The 17,547-nt window shown below is 50.7% G+C and carries 18 protein-coding genes; 2 read left to right on the top strand and 16 right to left on the bottom strand.

Going from position 1 to position 17,547, the window contains the following annotated elements; translation table 11 throughout:
* The first annotated feature begins 5 nt into the window (after nucleotides 1–5).
* On the top strand, nucleotides 6–305 hold the full coding sequence (locus CCE91_RS03595; protein ID WP_086433886.1) for an EscU/YscU/HrcU family type III secretion system export apparatus switch protein: 300 nt from the start codon (nucleotides 6–8) through the stop codon (nucleotides 303–305).
* Here CCE91_RS03595 and CCE91_RS03590 read toward each other — a convergent pair.
* From CCE91_RS03590 to CCE91_RS03515, 16 genes are all read right to left on the bottom strand, one after another.
* Entirely contained in the window at nucleotides 302–727 is a 426-nt protein-coding gene (locus CCE91_RS03590) for a DUF2802 domain-containing protein (protein WP_086433885.1), read from the bottom strand. The genes CCE91_RS03595 and CCE91_RS03590 overlap by 4 nt on opposite strands.
* Before the next feature lie 21 nt (nucleotides 728–748).
* Nucleotides 749–1,246, bottom strand: coding sequence for a chemotaxis protein CheW (locus CCE91_RS03585; protein WP_086433884.1), 498 nt, complete (start codon nucleotides 1,244–1,246; stop codon nucleotides 749–751).
* A 34-nt stretch (nucleotides 1,247–1,280) separates the two neighbouring features.
* Nucleotides 1,281–2,084 carry a chemotaxis protein CheW gene (locus CCE91_RS03580; protein WP_086433883.1) on the bottom strand — a complete coding sequence of 268 codons (804 nt, stop codon included), beginning with the start codon at nucleotides 2,082–2,084 and terminating at the stop codon, nucleotides 1,281–1,283.
* The gene (locus CCE91_RS03575) at nucleotides 2,081–2,872 is read right to left on the bottom strand and encodes a ParA family protein (protein WP_086433882.1); all 792 of its coding nucleotides are present in this window, start codon (nucleotides 2,870–2,872) and stop codon (nucleotides 2,081–2,083) included. The genes CCE91_RS03580 and CCE91_RS03575 overlap by 4 nt, the downstream gene beginning before the upstream one ends.
* A complete protein-coding gene (locus CCE91_RS03570; RefSeq protein WP_086433881.1) occupies nucleotides 2,872–4,068 on the bottom strand; it encodes a protein-glutamate methylesterase/protein-glutamine glutaminase in 1,197 nt (398 codons plus the stop codon). Before CCE91_RS03570 ends, CCE91_RS03575 begins: the two co-directional genes overlap by 1 nt.
* 15 nt (nucleotides 4,069–4,083) lie before the next feature.
* The gene (locus tag CCE91_RS03565) at nucleotides 4,084–6,240 is read right to left on the bottom strand and encodes a chemotaxis protein CheA (protein ID WP_086433880.1); all 2,157 of its coding nucleotides are present in this window, start codon (nucleotides 6,238–6,240) and stop codon (nucleotides 4,084–4,086) included.
* 13 nt (nucleotides 6,241–6,253) lie between these two features.
* Nucleotides 6,254–7,000: a protein phosphatase CheZ gene (locus CCE91_RS03560; RefSeq protein WP_086433879.1), complete on the bottom strand. Its 747-nt coding sequence runs from the start codon at nucleotides 6,998–7,000 to the stop codon at nucleotides 6,254–6,256.
* A 17-nt stretch (nucleotides 7,001–7,017) separates the two neighbouring features.
* Nucleotides 7,018–7,401 carry a chemotaxis response regulator CheY gene (cheY, locus tag CCE91_RS03555; protein WP_086433878.1) on the bottom strand — a complete coding sequence of 128 codons (384 nt, stop codon included), beginning with the start codon at nucleotides 7,399–7,401 and terminating at the stop codon, nucleotides 7,018–7,020.
* A 49-nt stretch (nucleotides 7,402–7,450) separates the two neighbouring features.
* Complete coding sequence (locus tag CCE91_RS03550) at nucleotides 7,451–8,176, bottom strand: RNA polymerase sigma factor FliA (RefSeq protein ID WP_086434814.1); 726 nt, start codon at nucleotides 8,174–8,176, stop codon at nucleotides 7,451–7,453.
* Nucleotides 8,169–9,014, bottom strand: a complete 846-nt coding sequence (locus CCE91_RS03545; protein ID WP_086433877.1) for a MinD/ParA family protein — start codon at nucleotides 9,012–9,014, stop codon at nucleotides 8,169–8,171. Before CCE91_RS03545 ends, CCE91_RS03550 begins: the two co-directional genes overlap by 8 nt.
* 128 nt (nucleotides 9,015–9,142) lie before the next feature.
* The gene (flhF, locus tag CCE91_RS03540) at nucleotides 9,143–10,507 is read right to left on the bottom strand and encodes a flagellar biosynthesis protein FlhF (RefSeq protein WP_234996251.1); all 1,365 of its coding nucleotides are present in this window, start codon (nucleotides 10,505–10,507) and stop codon (nucleotides 9,143–9,145) included.
* 41 nt (nucleotides 10,508–10,548) lie between these two features.
* On the bottom strand, nucleotides 10,549–12,696 hold the full coding sequence (gene flhA / locus CCE91_RS03535) for a flagellar biosynthesis protein FlhA (RefSeq protein WP_086433876.1): 2,148 nt from the start codon (nucleotides 12,694–12,696) through the stop codon (nucleotides 10,549–10,551).
* 81 nt (nucleotides 12,697–12,777) lie between these two features.
* On the bottom strand, nucleotides 12,778–14,721 hold the full coding sequence (locus CCE91_RS03530) for a type IV pilus modification PilV family protein (protein WP_086433875.1): 1,944 nt from the start codon (nucleotides 14,719–14,721) through the stop codon (nucleotides 12,778–12,780).
* Nucleotides 14,708–15,817: a PilX N-terminal domain-containing pilus assembly protein gene (locus CCE91_RS03525; protein ID WP_086433874.1), complete on the bottom strand. Its 1,110-nt coding sequence runs from the start codon at nucleotides 15,815–15,817 to the stop codon at nucleotides 14,708–14,710. The genes CCE91_RS03530 and CCE91_RS03525 overlap by 14 nt, the downstream gene beginning before the upstream one ends.
* A complete protein-coding gene (locus CCE91_RS03520) occupies nucleotides 15,804–16,427 on the bottom strand; it encodes a prepilin-type N-terminal cleavage/methylation domain-containing protein (RefSeq protein ID WP_086433873.1) in 624 nt (207 codons plus the stop codon). Before CCE91_RS03520 ends, CCE91_RS03525 begins: the two co-directional genes overlap by 14 nt.
* Nucleotides 16,418–17,032, bottom strand: coding sequence for a GspH/FimT family pseudopilin (locus tag CCE91_RS03515; protein WP_086433872.1), 615 nt, complete (start codon nucleotides 17,030–17,032; stop codon nucleotides 16,418–16,420). The genes CCE91_RS03520 and CCE91_RS03515 overlap by 10 nt, the downstream gene beginning before the upstream one ends.
* A gap of 27 nt (nucleotides 17,033–17,059) precedes the next feature.
* Here CCE91_RS03515 and CCE91_RS03510 point away from each other — a divergent pair, with 27 nt between their 5' ends.
* Complete coding sequence (locus CCE91_RS03510) at nucleotides 17,060–17,521, top strand: type IV pilin protein (RefSeq protein ID WP_327078322.1); 462 nt, start codon at nucleotides 17,060–17,062, stop codon at nucleotides 17,519–17,521.
* Nucleotides 17,522–17,547 lie beyond the last annotated feature (26 nt).

Genomic DNA, 17,547 nt, shown 5'->3' with positions numbered 1-17,547 from the left:
ACAACATGAGTAAATCAAAACAAGCCATTGGCCTGGGTTACAACGGTAGTAACGCCCCCTCGGTGGTAGCTAAGGGCTTTGACGGCCTGGCCGAGCAGATTATTGATTTAGCCAAAGCTAACGGGGTGTTGGTACATGAAGACCCAGAACTGGCCAACAGTTTGGCGCAGCTGGACGTTGGCGAGGAAATACCGCGCGATTTATATGTGATTATTGCGGAGCTGATTGCCTTTGCGTACTTGTTAGATGGTCGCTTTCCGGAACACTGGACCATGCCGGAAGGACGTTTCTTCGGACAGGCTTAAGAGTTGCTGTGTTTGTGAACCGACATCAGTAGCTCGGCTTCGGCACGTGGTAGTTCACATTCCTGCATAAGTTCTTCAACGCTGGCACCACTGGCCACCAATTTAGCGGCGCGCTGATACTGTCTACTTTCAGGATCCTGGTCCGCTACTTCCTGCAGGCGTGACTGCAAATCCGTATTGGCCTGCTCCAGGCTATGCAACTGCTTAGTTACGCCCAAAGTACCGCTTTGTAACTCGCGAAACTCTTTGCGCAGCCGCAGTACTTCATGGGCTGCTTTAGTCACTGTGGTCAGCCTGTCCTGCAATGGTTGAACTTGCTGGCGTAACTCGCGCACTTCACGCAGTAAGTAAACACTCACTGCCAGAGTGACCGCCAAAGCCAGCACGCTGATTAACAGAACTATCGTAAAGCCAATGCTCATCAACGCGCTCCAAGGGCAGATTTACAGACGAGAAATCTCATCCCACTCTTCATCGTTTAATAGTTTATTCAAATCAACCAGAATCAGCAGCTCGCCTTCGCGGTTGCTAACACCCTGAATAAACTTAGCACTTTCTTCAGTACCCACATTCGGCGCACTGTCGATGTCAGATTTTTTCAGGTAAACCACTTCGGCAACGCTATCTACCATAATCCCAATCACTTGCTTATCGGCTTCAATGATAACCACACGGGTGCTGTCGGTAACTTCGGTGGTAGGCAAACCAAAGCGCGTGCGAGTGTCGATAACAGTCACCACGTTGCCGCGCAGGTTAATAATACCCAACACATAATCAGGGGCGCCAGGTACCGGTGCAATTTCGCTGTAGCGCAATACTTCCTGCACCTGCATTACATTAATACCGTAGGTTTCCTCTTCCAGGCGGAAGGTAACCCACTGCAACACCTCATCGTTACCGTCTATGTCGGTTGCTTTTTTTACTGTACGGCTATCACTCATGACCGTTGCTCCCATTCCTTTCGAATGCTGTTAGTTAACCTTGCTGACTACCCATGCCTTTGTCAAGCATGGCAATCAGCTCATCTACATTTAATAGCGCGCACATTTTCTCGCGCACAACCCCGGCCAACCAGGGCCGCTTGCCTTGATCAGTTCGACGCCACTGAATGGCATCGGGCTGAATGGTGGTGCTAGTTACTAGCTCTTCGCAGGCCAGCCCCCAACTACTATCACTCAGCATAATCAAATATTGATAATCCAGCTCGCTGGCTAATTTCTCACTATATTTTTCCGGCATCACCCAGCGTGCGGTGTCCACCACCTGCAACTTGTCGTCGCGCTCGGTCATAATGCCAACAAACCAGTCCGGCTTGCCAAATAAGGTACTGGTTTTACCCATACTGTGAATACCGCCAAGGCTTTTCAGCGGCACCGCCAGCGTAAGCCCGGCTACTTTAAAAAACAGCGCCTGAAATTCATGCTGCTGATATTCTTCCATGCTGGTACCAGGCGGCTGACCAGCGTCACCTTTGTGGGCTTCCACATCAGCAATAATTTCGGCATCAGCAACTGGTACGTCTGCTTGCGGCGGTTCTGATTCTGGCTCCGGCGGCGGTGGCGCTTTGGTCACAGGTTCGGTGCGTGGCGCAATACGCCCTACTACCGGTTCTTCCTGTACTGACTTAATTTCTGTTTCCACCAACGGCTCAGGCTTAACCTGTTCCAGCAAACGTGCTACCGGCTCGTGCCGCAACGGCTGCGTGAGGGTTTCACGTTCCTCGGTTAACAGCGCCGACAAATACTCGCGCATAGCTTTATCTGTATTGGAGCGACTCATCGTAACTGCTCCACTTGCCGGTCTTGTTGAATCAGGTAAGTCAGCAATGCGTTATAAGCATGCACACCGCGCGCTGTAGGCGCATAGTAACTAGGTGGCTGCTGAGCGGTACTGGCGTCACGGAACTTGGTATCCACCGGAATCATGCCCGGCCACACTTTCTCACGATAGGTTTCGCGTAACTTGTCATAAGCCAGTAGCGAGGCGCGGGTACGTTTGTCGTACATAGTCGGAATAATGGTATACCTGTGTTCCTGATTCTGTGATTTCTGAATCAAACTCATGGTACGCATCATGCGCTCCAAACCTTTTAACGCCAAAAACTCCGTTTGCACCGGAATCAATACCCGCCGGCAGGCGGCCAACGCATTCACCATCAACACCCCCAACACTGGCGGCACATCAATCAATACGTAATCAAAATCATGTTTTAACAAGTTCAGCGCGCGTTTTAGTACCAGTCCCATACCACTGCGTGCGCCAAGTTTACGGTCCAGCGTGGCGAGTGCCATGCTCGAGGGCAATACCGAAATACCGTCAATAGCGGTTTTACAGATAGCCTGGCGAACCTCGTCAACGCCTACCGCACCGGTGTCGGTAAATAAATCGAACGCCGTATACTCAAGCGTTTCTGAGTCAATGCCAAAATAATAGGTTAACGACGCATGCGGGTCGGTATCTACCAACAGCACCCGTTTACCTTTTTGCGCTAACAAACCGCCAAGCGCAACCGCCGTGGTAGTTTTACCCACCCCGCCTTTCTGGTTGGCTACGGTCCAAATTTTCATTAGCGCCGGTACCCCACTTCACGCAATATTGCCGCCGCCATGTCAGGTAACGGAATATTCTTTTCGGCAATACCCGCCTGGGTTACTGCTTGCGGCATGCCATATACCACCGAAGTGGCTTCGTCCTGCGCCAAAATTTTAGCGCCCAATTCTTTCAGCATACGACAGCCTTCGCGGCCGTCAGCGCCCATACCAGTTAAAATAACGCCCAGCACTTTGCCCTGATAGCTTTTGGCTAACGACGCAAAGGTTAAATCAACACTGGGGCGATAGGTCAGGCGTGCGTTTTCGTCATCGCGAATACGAATCCGGCCGCTACCTGCACGGCCCTCAATCAGCATTTGCTTACCGCCTGGGGCTAAATAAGCATGCCCTGGCTTCAGCACGTCGCCATCGGCGGCTTCTGAAACTGTGATTTGGCACAAGCCATTTAAGCGCTGCGCAAACGCATTGGTGAAGGCGGCTGGCATATGCTGCACCATCACAATCGGATACGGAAAGTTTGCCGGTAACTTAGTTAGTACTTGCTGTAAGGCTACCGGGCCGCCCGTAGAGGTACCAATGGCTAGTAACTGATACTGACTACTGGTTTGCAGCGAACCGGCATCAATGGCCGCACTGGGGCGCCGTGCCGCAGGTTCAGATCTGGTTTCGCGCCGTGGCGGTGGCGTTTGCTCACGTGCCGAAGCTGGCTCCCGCCGTGAACTAGCGTCACTGCTACGTCCTAGTCGCGCAGCTAACGACGATAAGCCACTAGTAGGGGGCGCTGGCGACGGCGTCCGTAATACCGGCTGAGTGCGTGTACCACCTAAGGCCAGCACCCGTTGCTGTAATACCAGCACCGCATCATCACGATTGCGCGCAATGTCTTCGAATTTTTTCGGCAGAAAGTCTACCGCACCAGCGTCTAGCGCATTTAAAGTGGCTTGCGCCCCTTCATGCGTTAATGAGCTGAACATTAGAATTTGGGTAGGGGCTGTTGCCATGATTTGGCGCACTGCTGAAATGCCATCTAGCACCGGCATTTCAATATCCATAGTAATGACATCGGGTCGCAAACGTTTGGCTTCCACCACCGCATCTTCACCATTATTGGCCGTGCCAATAACTTTTATGTCACTATTTGCTTCTAGTATTTCGGTTACCCGACGACGGAAAAAGGCAGAGTCGTCGACTACCAATACAGATACTGTCATTACTTACTTCGCTCGTTAAAGGCGACGGGCGTAGTATTTTAGCAGACTCGGAATATCGAGGATCAGCGCAATACCACCGTCACTGGTAATGGTTGCTCCAGCCATGCCCGGAGTTCCTTGTAATAGCAGGTCGAGCGGCTTAATAACCACCTCTTCCTGGCCGATTAAGCCATCTACTACAAAGCCAACCTGTTGATTGCCAATTTGTACAACCACTACATGACCGTTTTCATTGCGCTGGTTACGGTCCGGCTTGCGAGTCAACCAGTGCTCTAAGAAGAACAACGGAATTGCGCGTTTACGCACAATCAATGTGAGTTGGTTGTCCACTACATTGGTTTGATCCATATTAAGATTAATAATCTCACTAACCCCGGCTAGCGGCAGCGCAAAGGTCTGCTCTTTTACCATCACCATTAAGGTAGGCAAAATGGCTAAAGTTAGCGGCACTTTAATGGTTAATTCGGTGCCTTTGCCTAATTCGGACTGAATATTTACAGTACCATTAAGCTGATTAATTTTAGTTTTCACCACATCCATGCCAACGCCACGACCGGATATGTCAGAAATTTGCTCTTTGGTTGAGAAACCCGGCGCAAAAATCAGGTTGTAGGCGTCTTCGTTCGACATGCGGGCGGCTGAATCGGTATCCAGAATACCCTTGCCAATAGCTATATTCTTCAGCTTCTCGGCATCCATACCGGCACCGTCGTCTTTAATCGACAACAGAATATGGTCGCCTTCCTGAGAGGCCGACAACAATACCGTACCTGTTCTTGGCTTTTTGTTTTTCTCACGATCGTCCGGCATTTCAATACCGTGATCTACTGCGTTGCGCACCAAATGCACCAGTGGATCGGCAAGTGCTTCAACCAGGTTTTTGTCCAGGTCGGTGTCTTCGCCATGCAGTTCAAGATTAATTTCTTTCTTCAGGCTACGCGCCAGGTCACGAACCACGCGTGGGAAGCGACCGAACACTTTCTTAATTGGTTGCATGCGGGTTTTCATCACCGCGCCCTGCAAGTCGCCAGTTACCACGTCTAAGTTGGCAATGGCTTTACTCATTTCTTCGTCTTCGTTATTTACACTCAAACTTAATAAACGGTTACGCACTAATACCAATTCGCCAACCATGTTCATAATCTGGTCAAGGCGTTTGGTGTCCACCCGCACGGTAGTTTCCGGCGGTGGCGCAGCTGGTGCTGCCGGCTTCTTATCGGCAACTACAGCAGGCTTATCTGAGCTTGGTGCGGCTGGCGTTGCAGCAGGTTTAGCCGCTTCTGCTTTTTTCTCTGCTGGTTTTGCAGCTGGCTTGGCCGGCTCTTTACTCTTGTCTTTCGCAGGCGCAGAACCACTGCCATGAATTTCATCTAATAAAGCTTCAAATTCATCATCGGTGATTTCTTCATCCGAATCGTCAGCAGTCTCTTTCTTCGAGCTCTTACTGGTATCTTTAGCGGCTGGCGGAGTGCCCGCACCAGGCCCACCTTTGCCGTGAATTTCATCCAGCAAAGCTTCAAATTCGTCGTCGCTAATTTCATCATCAGCACCGGCATCGCCGCTGTCGGCCTTCGGGCTCTCGGCTTTTGGCGCTGCTGGCTTGCTAGCTTTGGCAGGCTTACTTGCGCCGCCACCATGCAGTTCGTCCAGCATCGCTTCGAATTCGTCATCGGTAATTTCGTCAACGCCGCCTTCGCTGCCGGCTTCAGGCGTTGCCGCAGGCTCTTCAGCTGCTGGTTCTTCCGGTTCTGCTTCAGGCTCTGCTGCAGCTTCGTCTTCCGAAGCCGGTTTAGCTAAGCGGTCTAACGCTGCTAGTAACTCAGGGCTGGCAGGAACTGGCTCGGTGCGTGCCTGAGTGGCCGCGAACTGGGCATTAATAGTGTCCAGCGCCTGCAAAATAACGTCCATGAGTTCAGAGGTCACTTTGCGCTGGTGATTACGAAGGGTATCAAACACGTTCTCAGCGCCGTGGCAGGTGTCAACCAACGCCGTTAGCGACAAGAACCCGGCGCCACCTTTCACGGTGTGGAAGCCGCGGAATATAGCATTCAGGAGTTCTTGATTATCAGGATTGTTTTCGAGCTCAACTAACTGCTCAGAGAGCTGCTCGAGAATCTCGCCAGCCTCAATCAGAAAGTCTTGTAAAATGTCTTCATCTACGTCAAAGCTCATTCATTGTGCTCCGTCAAAATCCTAAACTCGACAATAAGTCATCGACTTCATCTTGCCCGTTTACTACATCGTCACGTTGTTCTGCGTCAATAATTGGGCCTTCTGCGCCAATATTGTCAGGCTTCGCTTTTTTCTTATCGGCCTGCACTTCAGAATCTTCACGTTTTGCGAATACTTTCAGCAATTCGATGAGATTTTGTTCAACATCCTGTACCAATTCAATCACGCGACGGATCACCTGGCCGGTAATATCCTGGTAATCCTGTGCCATCAGTACTTCAGTCATTAGCCCCTGCAAATGCGCAGCATGCTGGCCTGAATCGCGAATAAAACTATCAACATCGTGGCAAAGCTGTTTGAACTCGTTCAGCTCTAAGTCACGACTCATTAAACGGTCCCAAACGGGCTGGATATGACTAACTTGCTGATGCATTTGCTCAGCAATAGGTAAGCTGGCTTCAACCGCATCCATGGTTCTGTTAGCGGCATCTTCGGTACGTTGAATAACATAGTTGAGGCGGTTCTTCGCATCCGGAAGCTCGTCTTCCATTAACGACTCTAACCGCGGGTCTACGTGGAAATCCTGTAACGAGTCATGCAAATCGCGCGTAAGCCTGCCTACCGATGCAAATAACTCATCGTGTTGGACTTTGACGATTTCGCCAAGAAGGGCATCTGCTTGCGCTTGTTCGCCTTGCTCTAATAGTTCAACGAGCTCCTTGGCTTGCGCCAGCGAGATCCGAATGCTATCTGAAGCCATAATTGGATCCCGTTAGATTACTTAATACGCTCGAATATTTTCTCAAGCTTTTCACGCAAAGTTGCGGCGGTAAAAGGCTTAACAATATAACCGTTCACACCAGCCTGAGCGGCTGCAACGATTTGCTCACGCTTCGCTTCGGCGGTAACCATCAGCACCGGCAGGTGGCTCAGGTTCTCGTCAGCACGAATAGCTTTAAGCAAATCAATACCCTGCATGCCTGGCATGTTCCAGTCGGTAACTACAAAGTCGTAGTCGCCATTTTGCAACATAGGCAGCGCCGTATTACCGTCGTCGGCTTCCGATACGTTCTGGAAACCAAGGTCACGTAATAGGTTTTTGATGATACGTCTCATGGTAGAAAAATCATCTACCACAAGAATTTTCATATTTTTATCCAAAGCACCCTCCGCTGAGGCTCTCGATCATGGTTACTGAAAAATACGCTGATTAGTCAACCCAGGTTTGCATACGCGCTTTTAACCGCACCATTGCCTGACTGTGAATTTGACTGACGCGAGACTCGCTTACACTGAGCACTTCGCCTATTTCTTTTAAGTTTAGTTCTTCATCGTAATATAGTGACAATACTAAGGCTTCACGTTCCGGTAATGAGGCAATGGTATTGGCAAGTGCTTTATGAAACGCCTGATGCTCTATGGCACGTTCCGGCTCATTGCGATCAACACTTTGGTGTTCTGCCACCAATACATCTTCGCTAACACCCAAATCTTCAATGCCGATCATGCGCCCTGAGCTTACATCATTTAGCATATGATGATATTCATCAAGTCCAATATCAAGTTTCTCTGCTACCTCAATGTCACGGGCATCGCGGCCAGTTTCATTTTCGACTTCCCGCACCGCGCTGGCCAGTAACCTACCGTTACGGTGTACCGACCGCGGCGCCCAATCGCCGCGCCTGATTTCGTCAAGCATCGAGCCACGAATACGAATACCGGCAAAGGTGTCAAAACTAGCACCTTTGGTATTATCAAAATTACGAGCAGCTTCCAGCAGACCAATCATGCCCGCCTGAATCAAATCATCAACCTGCACACTGGCAGGCAACCTGGCCATCATATGATGGGCAATACGTTTTACCAAACCGGTGTGCTGCTCAATAACCTGCTGCGGACTTGCCGCAGTAGCTGTGTAAGCAGCCGCTTTATTCACTCGCGACATCTCGCTCTAATTGGTTGTCGGCAGATCCTATCAATTGCTCAAGGAAAAATTCCATATGCCCCCCAGGTTGTGCCGGAATAGGCCAATTAATAGCCCGTACCGCCAAGGTCTTAATCGCCAGCGACGCCGGTGATTTCGGGTATGCTTTCACAAAAGGTTGCTGCTTGCGCACGGCTAGTCGTAAATTTTCATCAAACGGCACAATCGCCGCCAATTCCAGCGCAACATCTAAAAAACGGTCGGTTACTTTGGTCAGTTTGTTGTACAGCACCTGACCTTCGCGCATGGTACGAACCATGTTAGCAATAATTTTGAATTTAAATACGCCGTGCTCGCGGCTTAGAATTTTGATTAAGGCATACGCATCGGTAATTGAGGTAGGTTCATCACACACTACTACCATCACGTCCTGAGCGGCGCGAGCAAAGCTCAGCACCATGTCAGAAATACCGGCAGCGGTATCTACTAACAACACATCGTAGTCGCCTTGCAAGCTGCTAAAGGCGCGAATTAAACCGGCGTGTTCGGCGGGTGACAATTCCACCATATTCTTGGTGCCCGAGGTTGCCGGCACAATTTTAATGCCGCTTGGGCCTTCCACCAGCACATCTTCAAGATCGCACTGGCCGCTGAGAACATGCGATAAGTTGCGTTCAACCCGCAACCCGAGCATTACGTCCACGTTCGCCAAACCTAAGTCAGCATCCAGAACTAATACCCGTTTGCCTTGCTCAGCCATAGCAATGGCAGTGTTCAAGGTTACGTTGGTTTTACCCACGCCACCTTTACCACCGGTTACTGCTATTACTTTTACCATTGATTTTTTCATTCTTCGCAGGCCACTCGCTTGATCTAATACCACGGATTTTTCTGCCTAACTTTTTAGCATTACTGCTTTGTCTGGACCCTGATTTGCGTTGCCATGTTCGGTTATTGTCGCAAACCGGAAACTTGCTTTCAGACATTCATAGAAGATGATGTCATGTAAGCATAATTTGAACAAATGCTTTTCTCATAAAGACGTTCAGCTTCGGCTACTAAAAAGCCTGCGTCTGCCGCTTTCAAATCTTCCGGAACTTGCTGACCGTCTGTGACATAACTTACTGGTAAAGCATGCTCTATGGCAACACTCAATACCTCACCTAAGCTCATACATTCGTCTAGTTTGGTCAAAATACAACCAGCCAGTGGCAGTTTCTTGAACTGGCGCAGTATATCTTGTTGTACTGGGGATTGCGCGGTTGCTGACATCACCAGATAAGGTCTGATTTGCAAACGAGCATTGCCCATTAAAGTGCCCAAGTGCTCACTTAAGCGCAAGTCACGCTGGCTCATGCCCGCCGTATCAATTAAAACTAACTTTTTCTGCCGTAATTGTAACAAAATATCGGACAGCTCGCGCGCGTCTCTGGCAATTTTAACCGGACAACCAATAATACGACCATAGGTTTGTAATTGTTCAGTCGCACCAATACGGAAGGTATCTGTACTCACCATAGCGACGTTCTCAGCACCATACTGTTGGGCATAACGAGCGGCTAATTTTGCAACTGTGGTGGTTTTACCCACGCCGGTAGGACCAACTAAAGCCACCACGCCACCTTGCGTCAAGATGTCGTCTTTGGTGGTATGAATCTGACCTTGTAAAATATGTAGTGTCTGTTCCCAGGCTTCGTCATCTGATTCGGCTTCCGGAATAAAACAGGACAGCTGATCGGCTACACCACTGGCTAAACCCATTTGCTGTAGGCGCTTAATCAACATAGCGCGAGTTGGTTCGCTACGTTCAATTTCCTGCCACATCAAACCCGATACCTGATGCTGCAATAATTTTTTGATGCCTGCCATTTCGTTTTGCAGTGCTTTTAATTCGTCGCGACCGCCGCTAATAGTATCAGCGGGGCCTTCCTGCTCAGGCTGTGCCGCCTGGAAATTCTCTGGTACTTCCATTTGTGCCGGTTGCGAATTTTGAGCCGGTGCGCGAGGAGCCTGCGCCGGACTGGTTGCCGCCGCTCTACCTGGCAACTGGGCTGGCTCTTCACCTAGCATCTTCGCCTGCCGCTGCAACAAGGCTTGCAAGCTGTCTGCTGGCTCAGCTTCCGCCTGGCTGGCTTCAGCACGTGGTGCGGCCGCAGCCGGCTGCGCCGCTGGCTTGGCTTCAGGGCGGCGTGAATCCGGGTCAATGGCAGCCACAATTTCCACTCCGCCATTCACGCGTTTGTTTGACATAATAACCGCATCAGCTCCCAATGCAGCTTTCACATCAGACAGTGCAGTACGCATATCTTTGGCAAAAAAGCGTTTAATTTTCAAAGCATTCACCCTTACTCAATGTTTCAATTCTAGTTTTCAGTTTTGCTCTATCAGGCTGTTGGTGCCGGTTCGGCCTGGCCGCCAATAGAACTCACAATTCGAATTTGTTTGTCGTCCGGTACTTCCTGATACGACAGCACCCGCATGCCGTTGGCTGCGTGGCGGGCAAAGCGCGCCATGGTGTTGCGTAAAATTCCGGAGGTCAGCAATACTGACGCTTCACCGTTCATCTCCTGTTGCTGATGCGCTTGCTGTAATGACTGCTGCAAACGCTCGGCTAAACCAGGTTCAATACCTGCTGCAGACTGGTTGTTACCATCATTGCCTGCTGCCTGTAGAGACTGATGCAACATCTGTTCCAGTTCTGGCGCCAAGGTAATGACAGGTAACTCAGCAGCGCCGCCGCTAATGTCCTGCACAATCAACCGGCGCAGTGAAATACGCACGGCCGCGGTAAGCACATCGGGGTCTTTGCTGCGTGGGGCATACTCAATCAGGGTTTGTACGATGGTGCGCAGATCACGCACAGCAATGCCTTCGTCCAGCAGGTTTTGCAGAACTTTCACGAAGGTGCCCAGGCTAATAGTGTCGGGAACCAGTCCTTCCACCAGCTTCGGCGTATTTTTGGCAAGCATGTCGAGCAGGTTTTGGCCTTCTTCATGGCCTAGCAGCTGCGCTGCATTGTTGGTAAGTATTTGGCTTAAGTGGGTAGCAACTACAGTAGCCGCGTCAACCACGGTGTAGCCCAGCGTTTGCGCGTGGTCACGCTTCTCCGGACGAATCCATACCGCATCCAGACCGAACGCCGGATCTTTGGTTGGCTCGCCCTCTAATTTGCCGAATACCTGACCGGGATTTATAGCTAAGTCCCAGTCATGGCGAATATCGGCCTCGCCCATAGTTACGCCCATGAGCGTAATGCGGTAGCTATTCGGGCCTAAATCCAGGTTGTCGCGAATATGTACGGCAGGAACTAAAAAGCCCAACTGCTGGGAAAGCTTCTTGCGCACGCCTTTAATGCGCGTCAACAACTCGCCACCTTGAGTTTTGTCCACCAGCGGAATCAACCGGTAACCCACTTCCAGACCAACAGTATCCACGTGGTTTACGTCTTCCCAACCCAGCTCGCGTTGCGCCGAAGCTGGTTGTTCTTTGGCTGCTTCCACTTTCTTGGCTTCATCTGCTGCCGCGGTTTTGCCTTTCTTGATTTTTAGGTAAGCAATTCCCGCCAGCAGTGCCGACATGGTCAGGAACGCAAAGTGTGGCATGCCGGGAATCACGCCAAGTGCGAACAGTACAGCACTGGCAATAATCATTACCCGTGGGTTTTCAGCCAACTGGAACACCACCTGCTCACCCATGTCTTTGGTGTCGTTTTCACGGGTGATGATGATAGCGGTACCTACCGACAGTAATAGCCCTGGTATTTGTGCCACCAAGCCGTCACCAATGGTAAGTAAGGTATAAATTTCAGCAGCTTCAGAGAAGGTTAAATCGTGCTGAATCATGCCGATCAGGAAGCCACCAACAATGTTGATAACCAGAATCAGGATACCGGCAATGGCATCCCCTTTAACGAACTTACTGGCACCGTCCATGGACCCGTAGAAGTCAGCCTCACGGGTTACATCGTGGCGCCGCTCTTTGGCTTCTTCCTGTGAAATAAGCCCGGCATTTAAGTCGGCGTCAATGGCCATTTGCTTACCTGGCATAGCGTCCAGGGTAAAGCGTGCAGACACCTCGGAAATCCGGCCCGCACCCTTGGTAATAACCATGAAGTTAATAATGATCAGAATTAAGAAAACAATCAGACCAACAGTGTAGTTACCACCGATAACCACACTACCGAAGGCTTCAATAACGCTACCCGCAGCACCTGGTCCGGTGTGGCCTTCCAGCAGTACAATACGGGTAGAAGCTACGTTCAGACTTAAGCGCAGTACGGTAGCAATCAGCAAAATAGTGGGGAAAGAGGCGAAGTCCAGCGGGCGTTTGGTATACACCGCAACCAGCATCACCACCAGCGACAAGGTGATACTGAAGGAAAAGAAAGTATCCAGCAGAATCGGCGGTATGGGTAATACCACCATGGCCAAAATCATCAGTACCGCCAGTGGGGTACCGAATCCTTTTACTATATAGCCATATTTTTGCGACAGGTTGTTGGCGCTGCTGCGTAAGTTTTCAAGGTTCTGCATGTTGCTGGCTGACTCCGAATGACACCGTCAAAATTCACTCTTCTGAGTAGGTGTATTCAAGAATCAAGCCAGCTTAAAAAATTACTCTTGCATTAAAATATTGAACTGTCGGTTACCACTTAAATTATCAATAGAAACCTGTGCTGGCGTAAAGCTAAAGCCCTCTTTTGCAAAGGTAATCAAACCACTCCAACCTGCCGGAATATTGGCGCACGAATAAAACGGTGTTTGGTTACGCCCGCCGGTTTGATATTCACAACTTAAATTAAGGTCGCTAATAGTCACATTCACATTGCGTAACTGATTGTTTTTACAGCTACTACCAAGAGCATCCAAACAGTTAATTTCGCCGGTAACCGAGAACAAGTCGGTGTTCTCGTCTTGCGCAGTTACCGTAACGTTGACGGCATCGGTAAATACCCGACCAGCATCAACCGGATTGGTTGCAGCACTGCCGATAACACCGGAGTTCCCGCCCAGCACCTGCATGTTTACTACACTCATACCATTTTGCTCGGCCTGCAAGCGCCCCCGGCTGTAAGTACCGTAAAAGCTGTTCTCAGGGTCAACAATAGTTCCAATAGGCTCGTTGGTTACTGAAGCCACCACGGCATTGTCACTTTCCCAGTCACTTAGCAGCGTTAAGTTAACCTCGTAAAAGGGCACAATACGTAGCCAGTCCGTCTCGCCATTTTGTAATCGGGTTAGTACTTCCTGTTCGTGCGCAGCATCCATTTCATCCAGGTAAACACCCCGGCCAATCAGCTGGTAGGCTCCCGGCGCCACATTCAAATCACGTCCGGTTGGCGGTTGCGGCAGAGGTTCACCCGTTACCATGGCCCGCACCGCTTGCTGAATATAAGCTTCGTATACCGACGCACTGTCGCTCTGAGTAAGGTAAGCCGCGCTCATCAGTACCACGCTCTGCAGTTGCCAGTCAGCAAAAGGTGCGTAATAGCCGTCAACTCGACGCATACGGCAAGCTTCTAAATATTGGTCTCCTACGCCGGCTTCCACCAAACTACCGTTAACCTCATTGTAGTGGCGATGATTCCCAGAGGCGGTCCGATTGTCTGTCTGCTGATACAGATTACCGTCGGCAACCATAGCGCTGGAATCATGATGGTCGCGACAACACTGATTACACAAAGCCGGTTGATTGGCATCGGCGCTCACCCCAACATTTTTTTCAATGAACTCACTGGCAGCGGTGTCTAGTTGCAGTTCGCCGTCAATTAACGCCATGCGGTTGGGGGTAGCTCCCTGTCCTGACGCCTGCAGCGTGCAGCGACAGTTCAATGTCATAAAGTCTTCAATGCGTTGGGTTTGCGTGGCTTCATCGTAAGTAACCGCATCAAAAGACACCTGCAAATACTCACCCGAACGGCTTACCTGTGGCGTTGGCTTGGAGGTTTCTTTCACAAAATATTCAGAGGCAGCTGAGTTTTCTTCCAGTTTAATGGCTATTACTTCAGGAGCTGCGCCTGGGTTATAAACAACTCTGGGATCCGCCCTCACCGACGGCTCACGTGCCACCCGCTGGCCGTCACGCAACTGCAAAGCAGCAGACCAACCGGGTACTTCAATTTGCTCGGTAGCGCCACCACGAGCCTGCCAGCTCACCTGCACGCTCACTGATTTCGCATGTGGCGTAGGTGCCGGCGTAGTTGAAAATTTTGCTGGTAGCACCTCGCTGTCGGCGGCAAACCACTGGCCATCGTAAAACTGATCGGTTACCTGCCACTGCACAGCAAAGGTTTGCTGGGTGCTAGTGACCGATTCGCTCCCCGCACTAATAGCAGCAAACTCAGTCGCGCGCAGCTGTTCCAATCGGCTTTGGGCAATATCCATAGCGGCATTGCGTTCCGCTGCTAAGGCAGTACTGCGAATAAAAGTGCTTTGCAAAGTTACCAGCGAGCCAATACCAACACCTAAAATGAGTAGGGCTACCAGCAGTTCAATAAAGGTAAAACCGCGACTACGCACACCGCCGGTTCTTATTGCTGAGCTATTAACGGAAATCATGCCAGCTCCCTCCTACCCGCGAAACCCGCCGAAATGCATCGTTATTGGTAATATTCGCCAGTACCTCGCCATCAAAACGCACGGTTAAGGTGCCATTGGCCAGATTGGCCGGATGATTAGCCAGTACTGCTCCGTTCACCAAAGCGCCGCCATTCATAGTTAATTCATAGGGTCCACCGGTGTCTTCAGGCGTCGTGTAACTCATCACCAGACCATTGACTTCAGCGCCACCATTCATTTTTAAGTCACCGTCTTGCACAATCAAAATAACCGGTGCTTCAGTGCTACCTAAAATGGTGTTACTGCTCACATCACAATTACCACTTACCCACAACAACCCACTGGGCTGGCTTCCCAGGTCACTGCAATTGGTAAGTTGAGCCGCCGCCTGATCGCGCAGTTGCTGCCAGTCGGAGCCGGGAATACCAAATAAATAATCGAGTAAGTCGTCCGGAAAGTTCAGATCCTGATCGAGAATGTCGATGCCATGCTCACCCCGTTCACTTAAGGGGCGACTGCTGCACTCGCCGTTACTAAACTCCTGCTGACCACAAGTAGAGCCGCTGCCGTTTACATCCACCACGCCGTCGGTCCAAATGGACAAAGGCACACCGTCGCCACCGCCATTCGGATTGGCAACTACCTCAAAGTTCCCCGACACATTAATGCCACCCTTCACTGCCAGCGGTGTATCCGGATAGGCACGAATTACCGGTAATACCACCAGCGACGAAGTTACTTCCCGGTGCGTGTCACTTTGTGCAGCTTTAGCGCGTGCCAGCACCGAGGCTAAGTCCACATCGCCACGAGGGGTGCCATTAAAACGTTCGGAATTAACCGTCAGTTCGTACTCGCGCGCAGCCAGGGTACCCGTGCTGGTGCTGCTATTGGCATTATTCATTACTGCCGCCTGCGCAATGCGTTGTTCCAGCGCTGATTCTGCTACTAACAAAGCCTCACGGCTGTCGTGATAATTTCGCAAAATACGTTGTTCCTGTAGCTTAAACCGGGCGGTAAAAATGGTAATAACTATCACCACCGCCAGCAGCAGTATGGTTAACGTAAGCGTTGTGAAACCACGGTTAGAAGTCTGCATTTCGAAGTACCACGTGTTGCGTCAGTTCCCGTGACAAGGTTGGATCTTGCTGCAAGTGCGCCTGTAACCGCACTTGCACCTGTTGTTCGGTAATAGTGCCGGTAACCACCTCGGTCACCGTAAACTGCAATGCATCCACCACTATCACATCGGCGCTGGTTAGCCCCTGCCAGCCGTTATCGCCGCACAAAGCACCACCCTGGCGCCGTTGCACCTGCTGATTGCGTAGCCGATAGCCAAAGGCCTCGGTGGAGCCTGAATTAACCCCGTTCTGATCGGCATCGTAGGCAAATAAAATACAGCTATTAACTACTTCGTCAGGATGCTCGCCTACCACCAGCGAATTACGGAAGTCCTGATTGGCATTGGTCGGGTCTACCACCTGCGTCACAAAATCTGCGGTATAGCCACTACGGCGTAAGTCACCCACAATTAAGCCAAGTGTCGCCAGCGTTTCTTCCTGCAGCTGACTGGCCTTCAAGGAGCGGCTATTCACGCCTAAGGTATTGGTAAATACACTGGTTAATGCCGCCAGCAGTACTAGCCCAAGCGCCAGTGTTATCAACATTTCCAGCAAGGAAATACCACGTTGGTTACGAATTAGCTGCATGTGGGGAAGCCTCCGCTGAAGTTCGCACTCTGGCACATACGCACGCGCCCAAGTGCACTCACTATAACCTTCACCTCAGCGGTATTGGGCAATTGGTAACTCACCGTGCCGGCGTGCCCCTCGGCCAACCCCCGCATACCATCAAACGCGGTGTAGCTGCCGCCAACAAAATTGGCATTGGTAAGCGCTACCTGGCCGTAATCAGCTGCATCCAGACGGCGGCTCACATCGTTTATTGCGCAACTTTCAGTCAGACAATCACAGGTTGAGGTAGTAGCTACCGCGGCACACCAGTTGTCAGCATTTTGCTGCCACACCACGTAGCGTGGTTCACCAGCGCGCAGCGCATCAGAGCGGGCGTATTGTAATAAAGCGTAACTTTCCTGAGCGGCACCACTTAGGCGGGAGTTTTGTAGCATAGACAAAAATGAGGGTACGCCAACGGCAACAATAATGCCCAGCACGGCCAGGGTGACCAGCAATTCCAGCAAACTAAAACCAGCACCGCGCCTAACTGTCAGCCTTAGCCTAACGACAGACCGCTGCGACTGGCGCCGACCGGGCAATGCGCATATGCTACTTAACTCGAACGCAAAATTAGCCATTGAGATGTACCGCCAAATATCGTACTTATGAACTTCACTATAACGAATTTTTCGTCAGGATCATCTATGTTGTGCAAAGATAAATGCCGAATTAGTACCTCTACATTGCCTGCAAGCCACAAACAGACTGGCTTTACGCTTATGGAACTACTAGTAACCCTGGCCATAATTGGTATTTTAGCGTCGGTAGCCTACCCCGTGTATCAGGATCACGTACGCAGTGCCAAGCGGGCAACCGCTATTAGCCACTTATTAACCTTGCAATTAGCACAGGAAGAATGGCGGGCGCGTAATCCCACCTATGGGTCAATTGCTGATTTAGGATTGGGTTTAACCAGCGACAACTATACGTATTCGGCCACCAATTTAAGCGGTACCACCTACACCTTAGAGGCAACAGCGACAGGTGCTCAAGCCAATGATACGGGCTGCGAAACTTTAACCGTTAATCAAAATGATACAAAAACGCCAGCAGACTGCTGGCGTTGATAGGTAGTTAGCGCGCTACTTGCGCG

The sequence above is a fragment of the Pseudidiomarina planktonica genome, assembly GCF_900177775.1.
Classification (GTDB): domain Bacteria; phylum Pseudomonadota; class Gammaproteobacteria; order Enterobacterales; family Alteromonadaceae; genus Pseudidiomarina; species Pseudidiomarina planktonica.
Note: the sequence above shows the minus strand (reverse complement) of the source record. Positions and strands in the feature narration are given on the sequence as shown.